General features: G+C 51.3%; 14 protein-coding genes. 4 read left to right on the top strand and 10 right to left on the bottom strand.

The window, feature by feature from the left end; all coding sequences use genetic code 11:
• The first annotated feature begins 35 nt into the window (after positions 1–35).
• From SBG41_RS05775 to SBG41_RS05765, 3 genes are all read left to right on the top strand, one after another.
• On the top strand, positions 36–473 hold the full coding sequence (locus tag SBG41_RS05775; RefSeq protein ID WP_317894608.1) for an RNA-binding domain-containing protein: 438 nt from the start codon (positions 36–38) through the stop codon (positions 471–473).
• A 100-nt stretch (positions 474–573) separates the two neighbouring features.
• Positions 574–1,113 carry an AAA family ATPase gene (locus SBG41_RS05770; protein ID WP_397470790.1) on the top strand — a complete coding sequence of 180 codons (540 nt, stop codon included), beginning with the start codon at positions 574–576 and terminating at the stop codon, positions 1,111–1,113.
• 63 nt (positions 1,114–1,176) lie between these two features.
• A complete protein-coding gene (locus SBG41_RS05765) occupies positions 1,177–1,794 on the top strand; it encodes a hypothetical protein (RefSeq protein WP_317894606.1) in 618 nt (205 codons plus the stop codon).
• A 53-nt stretch (positions 1,795–1,847) separates the two neighbouring features.
• On the opposite strand, the gene SBG41_RS05760 is transcribed toward SBG41_RS05765, so the two are convergent.
• Positions 1,848–2,246, bottom strand: a complete 399-nt coding sequence (locus tag SBG41_RS05760; RefSeq protein WP_317894605.1) for a hypothetical protein — start codon at positions 2,244–2,246, stop codon at positions 1,848–1,850.
• Positions 2,247–2,593: 347 nt separating this feature from the next.
• Here SBG41_RS05760 and SBG41_RS05755 point away from each other — a divergent pair, with 347 nt between their 5' ends.
• Positions 2,594–3,511: a bacteriohemerythrin gene (locus tag SBG41_RS05755; RefSeq protein WP_317894604.1), complete on the top strand. Its 918-nt coding sequence runs from the start codon at positions 2,594–2,596 to the stop codon at positions 3,509–3,511.
• 280 nt (positions 3,512–3,791) lie between these two features.
• Here SBG41_RS05755 and SBG41_RS05750 read toward each other — a convergent pair whose 3' ends face one another.
• The 9 genes from SBG41_RS05750 to SBG41_RS05710 all read right to left on the bottom strand — a co-directional run bounded on the left by SBG41_RS05750 (position 3,792) and on the right by SBG41_RS05710 (position 13,077).
• Positions 3,792–4,910: a branched-chain amino acid ABC transporter permease gene (locus tag SBG41_RS05750; protein WP_317894603.1), complete on the bottom strand. Its 1,119-nt coding sequence runs from the start codon at positions 4,908–4,910 to the stop codon at positions 3,792–3,794.
• A gap of 20 nt (positions 4,911–4,930) precedes the next feature.
• Complete coding sequence (locus SBG41_RS05745) at positions 4,931–6,007, bottom strand: branched-chain amino acid ABC transporter permease (protein ID WP_317894602.1); 1,077 nt, start codon at positions 6,005–6,007, stop codon at positions 4,931–4,933.
• A 21-nt stretch (positions 6,008–6,028) separates the two neighbouring features.
• Entirely contained in the window at positions 6,029–6,754 is a 726-nt protein-coding gene (locus SBG41_RS05740; protein ID WP_317894601.1) for an ABC transporter ATP-binding protein, read from the bottom strand.
• Between the two features lie 14 nt (positions 6,755–6,768).
• Positions 6,769–7,620 carry an ABC transporter ATP-binding protein gene (locus SBG41_RS05735; RefSeq protein WP_317894600.1) on the bottom strand — a complete coding sequence of 284 codons (852 nt, stop codon included), beginning with the start codon at positions 7,618–7,620 and terminating at the stop codon, positions 6,769–6,771.
• A gap of 148 nt (positions 7,621–7,768) precedes the next feature.
• Entirely contained in the window at positions 7,769–9,271 is a 1,503-nt protein-coding gene (locus SBG41_RS05730) for an ABC transporter substrate-binding protein (protein WP_317894599.1), read from the bottom strand.
• A 131-nt stretch (positions 9,272–9,402) separates the two neighbouring features.
• Positions 9,403–10,569, bottom strand: a complete 1,167-nt coding sequence (locus SBG41_RS05725; RefSeq protein ID WP_317894598.1) for a branched-chain amino acid ABC transporter permease — start codon at positions 10,567–10,569, stop codon at positions 9,403–9,405.
• 5 nt (positions 10,570–10,574) lie between these two features.
• The gene (locus SBG41_RS05720; protein ID WP_317894597.1) at positions 10,575–11,576 is read right to left on the bottom strand and encodes a branched-chain amino acid ABC transporter permease; all 1,002 of its coding nucleotides are present in this window, start codon (positions 11,574–11,576) and stop codon (positions 10,575–10,577) included.
• 7 nt (positions 11,577–11,583) lie between these two features.
• Positions 11,584–12,309, bottom strand: coding sequence for a branched-chain amino acid ABC transporter ATP-binding protein (locus SBG41_RS05715; RefSeq protein ID WP_317894596.1), 726 nt, complete (start codon positions 12,307–12,309; stop codon positions 11,584–11,586).
• Positions 12,310–12,315: 6 nt separating this feature from the next.
• The gene (locus tag SBG41_RS05710) at positions 12,316–13,077 is read right to left on the bottom strand and encodes an ABC transporter ATP-binding protein (protein WP_317894595.1); all 762 of its coding nucleotides are present in this window, start codon (positions 13,075–13,077) and stop codon (positions 12,316–12,318) included.
• Positions 13,078–13,265: the final 188 nt, after the last annotated feature.

Genomic DNA, 13,265 nt, shown 5'->3' with positions numbered 1-13,265 from the left:
CCGGGCCCTCATCCTTTATAAGGGATTGGCGGATCATGGCTCGTGTAAGGGTTGAGGCAGAGGTACGCCCCACAGAGGACGTTGAGAGGGTTAAGAAGGCCATACTGAACGTCTTCATGCCAGACATTATCCACGTGGAGGACTTGGGAGGAGGCTATCAGCTGGTAGTGGCTGAGTCCTATAGTCTTAGAGGCCTCGTCAAGCTCCACGAAAAGCTGCGAATGGAGCGCATACTCGACGCTGCCCGTAGCTACATGCTGAGAGGCATAGACAGGGGGCTGCTAGTGTTTAAGCTGAACAAGCAGGCAGCTTTCGTCGGCAGGGTCAGCCTAGTAGACCTTGACGCCGAGGCTCCTCTAGGCCCAATTGTGTTCACGATAGAGCACAGCGACCCCAGAGCCGTGGTTGACTGGCTAGCGCCTCCAACCAAGATGGGTAGGCCTATCTACGAGAACCCCATGCCAGAGGACTAGAGGCTCTCCTCTGGGTTTCGGCGCTCTCCTTAAATAATGAGCCTTGTTCTTACCCGAACCCTTAGTAATTGGGCGAGTATTGGAGCCCGGAGCCCATAGGATCATAGTCCTTGTAGCCGGTATGCCTGGAAGCGGGAAGTCAATAGTATCTAGCATCGCCAAGGAGATGGGAATACCCGTTTTCGTTATGGGTGACGTAGTCCGCGAAGAAGCGGCGAGAAGGGGGCTTGAACCCACACCCAGCAATCTCAACATGGTTGCCAAGAAGCTTAGGGAAGAATACGGCCCCACGGTTGTCGCTGAGAGGACCGCGGAGAAAATAAGGAGAACTAATAATAGCGTCGTGCTCGTGGACGGTGTGAGGAGCCTAGACGAGGTAAACGTGTTCCGCCGCTACGGCGAAGTAATCATAGTCGCTGTACACGCGTCTCCACGGACACGGTTCGAGAGGATAAGGAGGCGGGGACGACCCGGCGACCCCAAGACCTGGGAGGACTTTGTCGCACGCGACCTAACGGAGCTCGGCTTCGGGCTCGGAAACGTCATAGCTCTTGCGGACCACATGCTCGTCAACGAGGAAAAAAGCATAGAGGAGTTTAGGACTGAGGCAAAAAAGCTCTTAGACAAGCTACTAAGCTAGCCCAAGGAATAGGCAAGAAAATAATACATGTCTTGAAGCCTTTTTGCCACGTGGTGCAAGTACGTGTTTTTGCAGAAGAATGGCGCCAGAGCCTTCTTCGCAATAGGCTTAACCATAATACTTATCAGCATTTACTACGGCTACTACGCCCATAGTTCCGCTAAGAGCCTACAAGAGAAGCTAGTATATATCGAACTAAGGGAGCTAAGGGAGCGCCTAGATAACCTCCTGGAAGCGCTAGGGCTTATAACATATACGTTGGAGAATAACTATACGGATAGCTTCAGCTGTGCAGTAATTGTTGCCGGGTATGCCTCTACTATTGACTCAGTAATAGTCTATGGCGGCAACGGAGAACCCAACAACGTAATATATCGCTTAAACAGCCTTATCGAAGAGCTAAGGCTTTTACTTCGTGCAATAAACATGTATGCAGCCACAGTTGGAAATGAATGCGCATACAAAGCGCTCAAAGACATGTATCTCGATAGGCTTCGAGTACTCGAGGACGGGCTTAAAGACTTAGAAAAATACTTAGCAAATGCCACAAGGACCCATAGCACTAAAGGAGACTGGTTTAAGCTTGTCAACCGGTCTGCCGCCAAGTTAGAGAAGCTATCCGAGAGCATAGTAATAGACTTGAAGAGAATAAGGATGAACGAAACCAGTGCCTGCAAATAATGTGTATAGTTCTAGCGCAATCACCGAATAATTATCGATGAATAACACTATACCTAGGCTACAGCAGCCACGCTGCGTGGCGGCAGGGGGAGGCCTGAGCTTATCAAGTCAGCCATTCCTAGCAATACGTTCTCTATGCGCACAACTATTTCCTCGTCGCTGAGCATCTCCGTGTTAACAGTGAGCAAGCCTTCATCGTTCTCGTATATAAGGCCAAGAGCCTCGTAGAGTTCAACCTCTTCTAGTATGTCTCTGAGCGTGAACGCAGGAGGCAGGAAACCCGCTTCCCTCAGCATGACTAGGTCCTCTATTAGTTGGTGAAGCGGCGTAGGAGCCAACAGTAGCCGTGCGATTATCGCATACCTTAGAACAGAGAATGCCTTCGCTCTCTCCTCTGGCCGAGCTGCGTCAACACCAACCACTAGAACGGGGCTAGAGGAGGTAAGCGCCAATTATCCCACCCGCACAGCGTATTTTACTGAATGATGTAAATAAGAGGGGTAAGGCACTACGCTTAGGAGAAGAATTCAATCCGGTGTATATGCTCGGGAAATACGCGAGTATTGATGGGATAATTCACGTATCTCCGCGATGATGAGCCGGGGATTATGCTTAGCCGAAGGGCGGTGAAGAATCCGGCCGAGCACTGAGCTCGAAAACTCTATAAAATGCTGTATCCTTTAACCCATTCTCTTATAGTGACTCAATATATACGTTTATTAAACAAGCAATATATTATGTAATCACTACTACTTATTAACCATTAGCATTAAAGTACACAAAAGTACTGGTGCAGTCGATGCCTTTCGGAAAGCTTTTTCGCAGAATCATAAGGGATCCTAGGGCCAAGAAAATTCTGAAAGAGGGCTTGATTCCCGAGATTGCTGAGGAACAGCCTTATCCAACAATACTCGTCCCACCATACAATTTCGTCTCACGCTACATAGAGGAAACAAGCCCTATACTCCGAAAACCACGGATCATCGCAGAAAAGCTGGGCGTAAAGGATGAGGAGAAAATAGTTGAACTTAGAGGGTCTCTAGACGAGCTGAGAAACAAACTAGTAAAAAGACCCGGTTCACTCAAATCGATATATCTTATAAATGTCCAAGGCAGTGAGTGGGAGGCTTGGCTCCTAGCATACTATGCTGTCATTACGGGTGCACGGGTAAGCAGTATTAGGCAGGGAGATATATATGGGCTTGAAGCAATAAACCAGGCCGTAAGCTATGTCGGAAAAGTAAGGGCCGTATTCTACCACTTATATTGGAGACCGATAGCCTGGGGTCCCAGGCTAAGCGTATACGTACAAGGCCTTGACAGAGAACACATGTCGCTCATAAATGCTTTTAATAACATGTATAGGTATATCCTTGTTGGAGCCGAGTACAAGGAAATAGAGAAACGCATAAAGATTTTCATAGATGTTCTTAGACAGCACATAGATGATGAAGAATATGTATTAGAGAAACTTGGCTACCCTGGTATTGATGAGCTACGTAAGGAACACGCAACATTACTTGGTCTCGTGGGCAGACTCGTTCAAGACGATAAACTAGACAAAGTAATAGAGGCTGTGGCTGACACAGCTGAGCTTCTTGAAACTCATATACGTGGTAGTGACCGAGAGTATGCAGAGTGGCTGTTGAAAGCTAAGCCGGGCATAGCCGATGAAAGAATTGCTGAGAATTATACTGTTCATAGCAAATTCGAGTAACAGTAATTGCAGCCAATGAGTTGCAAGGGTTGCCTCGCCGACCTTCTAAAATGCTTAAGGACGAAAACGAGCTATAACCTCTAGATCATAAATTTATCTATACCAGGCACCATATGCTATTGTACCATTATTTTGTATCCAATATATGCTGAGACAAAAAGCGAGTTTCCTATAACCTAGTTGAAGGTGAAGACAAGAAGACATACATATATTAGAATACAATCAGATTTTGATGATAAAAAACCTATGGGGAAGCTCTACTAAACTCTCTGCTAAAACTTTACTGAGCTTCTGAGTCTTTCCCTAGTACTCTTTTGGCGAATTGTTTGAAGTCTAGCGTCTTGCTTGGCGGCTCTGGTATTATTCCTTCGGGCTTCAATGCTAGTGCCAGTATTATTAGAAGTCCTAGCAGCAGGTATTCTAATGCGTTCGCGAAGCTATTGGGGTCTAATCCTAGCGCGCTTGCTCCAAGAGCTTCTGCTAGCTGTACCTTGTAGACGCGGATAGGCCACACGAGGAGCACGCCTACAAGGATTGTCGCCGCTACTACTCCGCGGTTGCTGGCCATGCCGCCGAGTATCATGAGGGCCCAGGGCCAGAAGGTCCAGAATACTCTGTTGAATATTGATGCTGCTGCAACGGCGCCTCCGCCTAGGAACGGGTTTAGCGCGTATACTACGCCTCCGAGGGCTGCGACCGCACTGCCTATTATCATTGCGTCTCTTCTGACGACCACGACGTCTCTTCCGAGGGCCTTTGCGGCGTCCTCGTCGTCTCTTACCGCTCTGAAGAGCCTGCCAGCTGGCGAGTTGTGTATGCGCTCAAACACTATGAACACTATAATCGCCATTAGCACTGTGAACACTGTTGCCGCAGCACCGGAGTCGCCGGCCCAGGCGAAGAGATCTGGTGTTGATAGGCCAACCGTCGGCGTGCTTCCCATTATCTGCTTTGTGTAAGTGACGAATATTCTCACAGCCTCAGCTGTCGCTAACAACAGTATTGCCAAGTACTCGCCCCGCAGCCTGAGTGCTGGTAAGCTTGCCAGCCAGCCCACTATGCCTCCGAGCACGAGGGCGACAACTATGGCGAACAGTATGAGGCCTATCGCAACCCCTGGGTGGCTCGGGAAGTACTGAGTGTTGAGGGCATTCAGAGTGGCAGTATTGTTGGCAAGTACTCCGGAAACAGACACACCTGGAACAGATCCAGCTGCGAGCGCTGCAGCCAAGTGGGCTGCAAGGTTGCCAACAACTATGCCGCCTATACCGAAGAACATTGCGTGGCCGAAGTCCGGTATACCGGTGTGCCCTGCCTTGATATTCAGCGCTAATGTGACGATCGCGTATACGCCTATGAACGAGAATACTTGTTCCGCAAGCGCAACCGCATTAACCATCTAGTACCACCTCCCCATTATCACCCGGATGTTGATGATGAAGACCTTGATCTGAAAAGACGCCTCCAGTTAACTGAGGCGAGTCCCTCTGGTATGAAGAGCAGCGTCAGCGCTACCGCGAGCATCGAGAATACCTTGTCGTACTTAACTATGCCCGGACCGGTCACACCGCTTAGTAGTGGTACGAAGAACTTCTCTATGAGGCCTATGAGGAAGCCTCCACCTATGCTGCCTGGGACGCTGTTGATGCCACCAACAATGCTGCCCGCGAACACGCTGACTATTATCTGGTCCGAGGGCGACGTAGGCGATACACGTGCAAGGTATACCGTTGCGAAGATGAATAGGTAGCCTGCTAGCCCGGCTATCGCGCCAGCGATGAACCACGTTATGGCGAAGACGCGGTCAACGTTTATGCCTAGCACTAGCGATAGCCTAGGGTTCTCTATCGATGACCTCATCATTATTCCCAGCTTGGTCCGGGTGAGCAACAAGTAGAGCCCAATGATGGTTGCCAGCGCAAATACTATTGCCAAGATGACGGCTCCGCGTATCGTAACAGAGCCCGTACTTATAACTATATCAAGGGAATCCATGCCGAGGCTATCGAACGATACCTTGCCTATTAGAGGTATGGCCTCAGCGGTCATACGCCTTATCTGCGGCAGAGTCATGTATATGAACAGTATCGCTATCAATACGAAGTCAAATCCAAGCGTCGATATCATTAGCGCCATGCTTCCTGCTCCGCGGCGCTGAAGCGGACGCAGGACGAGATAATACTGTGCCACGGCTACGAGCCCACCAACAACAAACGCCGCTACTAGTGCCGCAGCGTAGACCCACCAGGGTAGAGGCATCCTCATCTGTAGGCCGGCGACCTGCTTCCATGCAAAGTCCCCGTGGATTCCTAGGGCTCTGACAAGCAGTAGAATAACCGTTGCCGCAACATAGCTCGAGACCATTGCGAACCTTACGTGGGCGAAGTTGAAAACCTTCGTAGTCATATAGGACAGTGTTACGCCAACACTCAGTATTGAGAGAAGGCTCGCATAGTAGAGAGCTTGAAACGTGGACTGAATACTCATGACAGCCATTCCATTCCACCCCTTTTACTCCTAGGCTTCGAGTTCGAGACCAAGATACTTCCTCGCAAGGTCACGATCGTGTAGGAGTTCCTGCGCCTTGCCCCTGGCAACTATCCTGCCGCTTGCAATCACTACTGCCTCGTCGCCTATCTCTAGGGCTCCCTTAGCGTTCTGCTCGGCAAGGATAATGGTGTATCCTTGGTCGCCTAGCTGCCTTATAGCCTCGAACACCTCCTTGGCTAGCTTGGGCGCGAGGCCCGCCGTTGGCTCGTCGAGGAGCATTAGCTTCGGCTTCCTGAGCATGCTAATAGCGATGGCGAGCATTTGTCTCTCGCCGCCGCTGAGCGTGCCAGCTTTCTGGAAGAGGCGCTCCTTTAGCCTCGGGAAGAGCTGGAAGACCTCCTCCATGCGCTTCTTGGCCTCATCTGGCGGGATATCATAGGTTGCTAGTAAGAGGTTCTCCCTGACCGTCAACGTGCTAAATATGTTGAAGAGCTGGAGCGTGTAAGCCATCCCCATCTTCGCCCTCTTATAGGCTGGCACATTAGTTATGTCTTGGCCCTCGTAGACTATGCGGCCACTATGAATAGTTGCCAGCCCGAAGATAGTATTGAGGAGCGTTGTCTTGCCAGCACCATTGGGGCCGACCACTACGGTTATCTTGCCGCGGGGAACCTCAAGGTCGATATCGAAGAGTATGTGGAACTTCCCGTAACCAGAGTTTATCTTCTTAAGGACAAGCATTGGCTTAGGCATAATGAACCACCTGGCTAGGAGCCTATGTAGCTCTCGATTACGCGTGGATCGTGGAGCACTTTCTCGGGCGAGCCCTCGCTTATCACCCTGCCAAGAGCCATCGCGTAGGCATAGTCAACGTACTTTGCGGCAATATCTATTCTGTGCTCGATTATGAAGAAGGTTATCCCGTGCTCATCGCGTAGCCTCGTCAGCGTAGCGAATATCTCGTGGGCTTTCGCGGGGTTCACGCCTGCAGCCGGCTCGTCCATTATCATTAGCTTGGCGCCGCTCATCAATGCTCTCCCAACCTCTAGTAGCTTGAGCCCAGCACCGCTGAGCGATGTAGCCTTCTGGTCCCACTCGTTCTCGAGGCCAAGGAGCTTCAGTATCTGAAAAGCCCTCTCAACAGCGTCTTGCTCAACGTTGAGCCAGCGCCTCTTGCTCACCCATGCGAGGTATGGGTTCTCGTAGCTCCCCGGCGGGTTAGCTGCAAGTAGGTTCTCAAGCACGGTGAGGTTCATGAACGGCTTTGGTATCTGGAATGTCCTTATAATCCCCATGCGCGCTATGAGGTGGGGAGGCTTACCCGTTATGTCCTTGCCTTCGTAGATTACCCGGCCCTTATCCGGCGGATAGAACCCTGTTATCACGTTGACGAGCGTGGTTTTTCCGCTACCATTCGGGCCTATTAGGAGAGTTATCTTCTTCCTAGGTATGCGCACAGAGACCCCGTCGAGAGCGACTACGCCGCCGAATCGCTTCACTACGCCCTCCGTCCACAATATGATATCGTCTTGTACCGGGCTTGGTGGCTTCTCAGCCGCAGCAGCTTGTTGTGACACCTTCCCAGACACCTCCTCCGCCTGGATACGCTGACGCTTCATCCTGTCAACCAGGGCTACGGCTACAAGTAGTTAAAACGACTAGACGAGAGGGGTGAACGGGTAAAAACGCGAATACTAGGAGCCAATTGTTATTCATGGCTAAAAAACTCCCTCTGCGAAGACTACTTCATCCCCCCTTGGAAGGGGCCTACTTCTTGCGTAGTGCTAGTGCTGCTCCGATTATCACTATTATTACTATTATTATGCCAGCGATGAGTGCGGCGTTGCTGCCGCCTCCCTTCTTCTCCTCCTTAGCTGTTGTCTGTGTGCTTGGTGCCGCAGTTGTAGGCTGCTGTTGTGGCTGGCTCTGTGTCGTGGTTGCTGGCGCCGATGTTGTGGGCTTTGCCTGGCCGAACTTCTGCTTCACGAGGTCAAGGTATGTTACGCCGTTGATCTTGTACCAGACATTTGACTGGTTGAGGCCGAAGTACTTGCCTACAAGGTACCAGTCCCACTTGTTGTTGAAGTCATATACTATCCACCAGTCGAAGTCAGCCGTTGCGCGGTCGCCTGCCTTGCTTAGCGGGAACTTGCCGGTCGCAGATAGCTTTGCAAATTCGTCCGTCATTGTGAGCCCGTTGTCCAGCTGCTGCTTCACGAAGTCTACGAGCTTGTCTGGATCATTCCTTATCTCTGGCGGCGCCTTCATAAGCGCAAGCGCTATGGCTACTACTGCGTCGTAGCCCGCATAGCTATAGGCATCTGGAACGTCCTTTATCATAGCCTTGACCTTCTCCGCTATCCTCTTCTGGTTCTCGGTGGCTGCTGGCGAGTACAACGGGTTGATGAACAGAGTTTCCTTGGCGAACTGCCTTACAACGGGGTCCTGGCTTATTGTCGCGAGCTTTGCTGTCGCGTCACTACCTATCCAGAGAACGTCTCTCAGCGACTTGTAGTTAGCCGCCTCCGTCATTAACTGCACTGCCTCCTTGAACGACAAGATAACTACTGCTACGTGTGGCTTACCATACTTCTTCGCGAGATCGTCAACATAGTCCTTGGCTTGGGACGCTATGGCTCCGAAGTTCGGCGACTCAGGGTTGTACTCCAGTGCCGGCTTAACCTCTATGCCTAGCTTCTTAGCGTTCTCCTCAACAGCTTTCCTCAGGTCCTCGCCCCAGGTATCAGCACGCACTATTATAACGATACCCTTGATGCCCAGGTCCTCCATTAGCTTTGCAAGCGCATCTGCCTCTACAGCGTTTGGCGAGCAGAATCTGTAGAGGTTGTCGCCCGGTATTGCTAGCTCGTCCGCAGTGCTCGAGGGGCTTATGAGGAGCACGTTCTGCTGAGTTGCTAGATCCTTGACTTTCTTTGCCTCAGCGCTGCTCATCGGGCCGATTATGAACTTGATGCCCCTAGCTACTAGGGCGTTAAACTTCTGCACCGCCTGGTCGGGCTGAGTAGCAGTATCCTCTACCGCTAGCGCTAAGCGGAACCAGGCATTGTGCTCCTCAAGGTACTTGTTCATATCCTCTATGGCTACTTCCAGTGTGGCCTTCTGCCTGATACCGTAGTCGCTTAGGTCTCCAGTAAGCGGGAGCAGCGCACCAATGGTTATTGTGACCGGCTTCTCTGCTGCAAATGCCACTTGCCCTATCAGTGGTGCAAGGAATATCGCCAGGAGGGCTAACGCTGCAGCCGATCTCATATCCTTTCACCGTCTTTTTTTGGTGTTAATATGAAGTGGTTTTAAGTATTGCCCAACCCACTACGAATCCACGACAATGACGAGGACTGATATACGCTAAGGAAACGCTTCTTTGGAGCCTAGATGAGGTCTTAAGCCTCCTTCTTTCTATCCCCATTGTTGCCAATTGTTTCCTCTAAGCCTGCCTCCTCCCTCATTATTTTCTTAAAGTCCAGTGTCTTGCTTATGTGCTCCGGTATTATTCCTTGAGGGCGTAGATACAGTACCACTAGAATCAGTATACCTATCAATATGTTCGGCAGCAGGCTTGCCACGAGGCTAGCCTGTATGCCAAGGAGGTGGCTTATTTGGTCCTGGTAGTACGTGAAGAGCCTCATTCCTATGAGGAAGACTAGTGTACCTATTACGGCTCCGGCATTGTTAGCCATTCCGCCCAGTATTATCATAGCCCATGGTAGGAATGTCCATGCTACACGGTTGAATGTTATCGATGTTGCTGATGCATTGTTCTGTATATAGAAGAGGCCAGCAAGCGCGGCCATTACTGAGGCAACCATTATTACTCTGAGCCTTATTGATGCTATGTCGCGGCCGAACACGCTTGCTGCTACCTCGTCGTCTCTCACCGCCCTCATAGCTCTTCCCATGGGGCTGTTGGCTATCTTTTCAGCATAGATATATGCTAGGATAGCTAGTGCCGCGCTACCTATCAGCGCGAACCTCATCGGATTCCTCGTAAACGTTATCGCCCATAGGCCCTTGTTGCCCCCATTGAGGCTCTCCGACTGGTAGAACACAACCATGACCATTAGCTCGGCGAATGAGAGCAACAGTATAGCGAGATAGTCCTCCCGCAGCCGTAGCGCCGCATAGCTTGCTACAAGGCCGAAGATCAGCGCCAGTGCAACCGTAACCCCCAGTATCACTATGGCTAGTAGCACCTCTACGCCGAGGTTGCTCGTCACGAAGGGCTTCAGGTAGTTGTTTACTATTATCCTGTTTGCATCCGGGTTCGCCGCTATCGATACTAGGGAGGCGTTGGGTGACACGCTTGGCACCATCATTGAGACTTGTTGCAGCGCCTCCTGGGCTGCTTGTGGCTCGAGCTTCTCGTAGAGCCAGGCAGCTATTCGTACACCGATGCCTTGTGCTGCGAATGCTCCCAGGAATACGAAGAAGTGTTTGCCGAAGTTTGGTATACCGGTGAATCCTGCCTCTAGGTTTAGACTGATAGATACAACCGTGTAGACGAATATGGTTATTAGGAATGATTCGCTGAATATCCACCACTCGAGCATCAAGGTCACCCCTTGGACTTCTTTCTCGTGACTAGTCTTCTCCAATCAATGCCCGCGAGACCTTGCGGAGCATAGAGGAGGACTATGATCACGAGGCCGAGGCTCATTATTTTCTCGTAGTTTATTAGCGAGACGTTCGGGAAGCCTAGATTAGTAACAAAGTATGCGTGATAAATGTTGTCAATTAGTACCGTGCCTAACTTCTCGGCTAGGCCGACTAGGAGTCCACCTATGAGTCCCCAGTACACGCTCGTGAGTCCCCCGACGATGCTGCCCGCGAACACGGTTACAATGATGAGCGCGGAGACGCTTGGGTCAACGCCCTTGAAGGTGAATGCTATCAGTGCTCCGGCTGCTCCGGCGAGGAAGCCGCTAATAGCCCAAGACGTAGTATAGACCAGGTTGACGTTGACTCCCATCGCGCTTGCGAGGTCTGGGTTCTCTATTGACGCCCTCATTGCTATTCCGAAGCTGGTTCTTGTGAGGAAGAGGTGGAACACTGTAGTCAATACTATGGCTGCTAGTGGGAGCACAACTGTGTAGGAGTCTATGATATAGCTGCCTATCCTTATCTTTGGCTGGAACCCCGCTATGGGCGCGCCAATGAGCTTAGGTATGTGCACGCCATGGACAATGTTCAGTATTAGCGTCAATATGTTGAGCAAGATTATGTCTACGGCAAATGTTGCTATCATTAACCCTATTACCGTGTTTCCGCGGTCAGCGAGGGGCTTCAGTATAGCGACGTACATGAATGCCGCGAAGAGTGCGGCAGCCGCGCCTCCCACGAGGGGACCAGCAATGAAGATAGCCCAGCTAGGCTTGTAGAAAAACTTGTCAATTAGGAAGAGCGTTACCACTGCCCCTATCATGCCTATTGTTGCGTGGGCGAAGTTCGGTACTCTTGTTGTGAGATAGGTTAGGTTGAGCCCCATGCTGAGCAGGCCTATTGCCGAGGCATAGGCTATGCTTGTTAGCACGAATGGGAGGCTCGGGAGAATACCCATGCCTTGTTCACCCCTTGAGGCCGAGGTACTTCTTGCCTAGCTCTTTGTCTGCGAGGAGTTCTCGGGCAGGACCGGAGTACGCTACGCGTCCGGAAACGAGGAGAGCAGCCGTATCGCCTTGCTCGAGTGCGAGCCTAGCGTTCTGCTCAACCCAGACAATTGTCTTTCCGAGTTCTTGACGGAGCCAGATAATCCTATCAACGAGTTCCTTGGCGGCCTTTGGCGCGAGCCCTGCAGTGGGTTCGTCGAACATGAATAGCCTGGGGTCGCGGATAAGCGCCATAGCCATTGCGAGGAGCTGGCGCTGGCCACCACTGAGAGCCTTTGCCTTGACGCTTAGCTTTTCCCGAAGTATGGGGAAGTACTCGAGGACTTCCTGGACCCTTTTCTCAACTATGCTCCTATCGATACCGTAGCCAGCCATGTAGAGGTTTTCCTTTACCGTGAGCTCTGCGAAGACATTGTTTGTCTGCGGCAGGTATGCTATCCCCAGCCTCGCCCTGGCATGTGGAGGCAGATGCGTTATATCCTTGCCCTCGAACTCTATTTTACCGGAATAGATCCTTGTCAGGCCGAAAAGTGTCTTTAGAAAAGTACTCTTGCCGCTCCCATTAGGCCCGACTATTACGAATATCTCGCCGCGTCGCACAGCTATGCTTATGTCGAACAATATGTGGAAGCGACCATATCCAGCGTTAAGCATCTCCGTCCTAAGAATAACATCATCAACCATTGCTCCTCATCCCCCTAGGTAGCTGTCAATGACGACGGGGTTCTCGAGGACCTCGCGGGGCTTGCCCTCAGCAATTATCCTGCCAAGGGCCATTGCGTAAGCGTAGTCAACGTACTCTACAGCTATGTCTAAGCGATGCTCTATTATGAGGAAAGAGAGGTTGTAGCGGTCTCGGAGTGAGCGAATAAACTGGAAAATCTCGTGGGCGAGCGTAGGATTTACACCCGCCGTGGGCTCGTCCATGAGGATTACCTTGGGATTGTCGGGCATAAGCACCCTAGCAATCTCTAGGAGCTTCATCTGGCCACCGCTGAGCTCACTGGGCTTGCGGCTCCAAAGCTTCGCTATCTTCGTTATACCTAGGTACCTTGCTGCGCGCCTAGCAGTCTCCTCCTCGAAGCTGAGCCACTTTCTGCGAAAGAGGCCGCTGATGACTCCCTCGCCGGGGTTCCCGTAGCGAGCATAGACAGTGTTCTCTATGACGGCTAGGCCCGAGAAGAGGCGGGGAATCTGGAAGGAGCGTACGAGGCCGCGGCGGAAACGCTCGTGTGGAGGAAGATGGGTTATTTCCTCCCCGTCGAGTATTATCTTGCCTGCGTCCGGCTTATAGACTCCGCTAAGAACGTTTATGAGCGTGCTCTTGCCGCTCCCATTGGGCCCTATTAGTAGCGTTATCTTACCGCGGGGTACACGGATATCGACACCGTCAAGTGCTCTTAGAGCACCAAACGTCTTTACGAGCCCATACGCCTCCAGTACCGCGTCCATCAAAGCATCACCCTGTCCTGTTCAGCGCGTGGGACGCCGAGCAACCGCGAAATGGCGGCCTAGAGCACCATGAGCCTAGGGGCTTCTCTATCCTAGAGGGTTAATAAGTGTATAGACTTATTGTGGGATATGATAATTATTGAAAAGAGGAAAGAATTTTTCTCAAAAAGAATGTATTATGGATGGAT

Source organism: Pyrofollis japonicus (assembly GCF_033097485.1).
Lineage (GTDB): Archaea > Thermoproteota > Thermoprotei_A > Sulfolobales > Pyrodictiaceae > Pyrofollis > Pyrofollis japonicus.
Note: the sequence above shows the minus strand (reverse complement) of the source record. Positions and strands in the feature narration are given on the sequence as shown.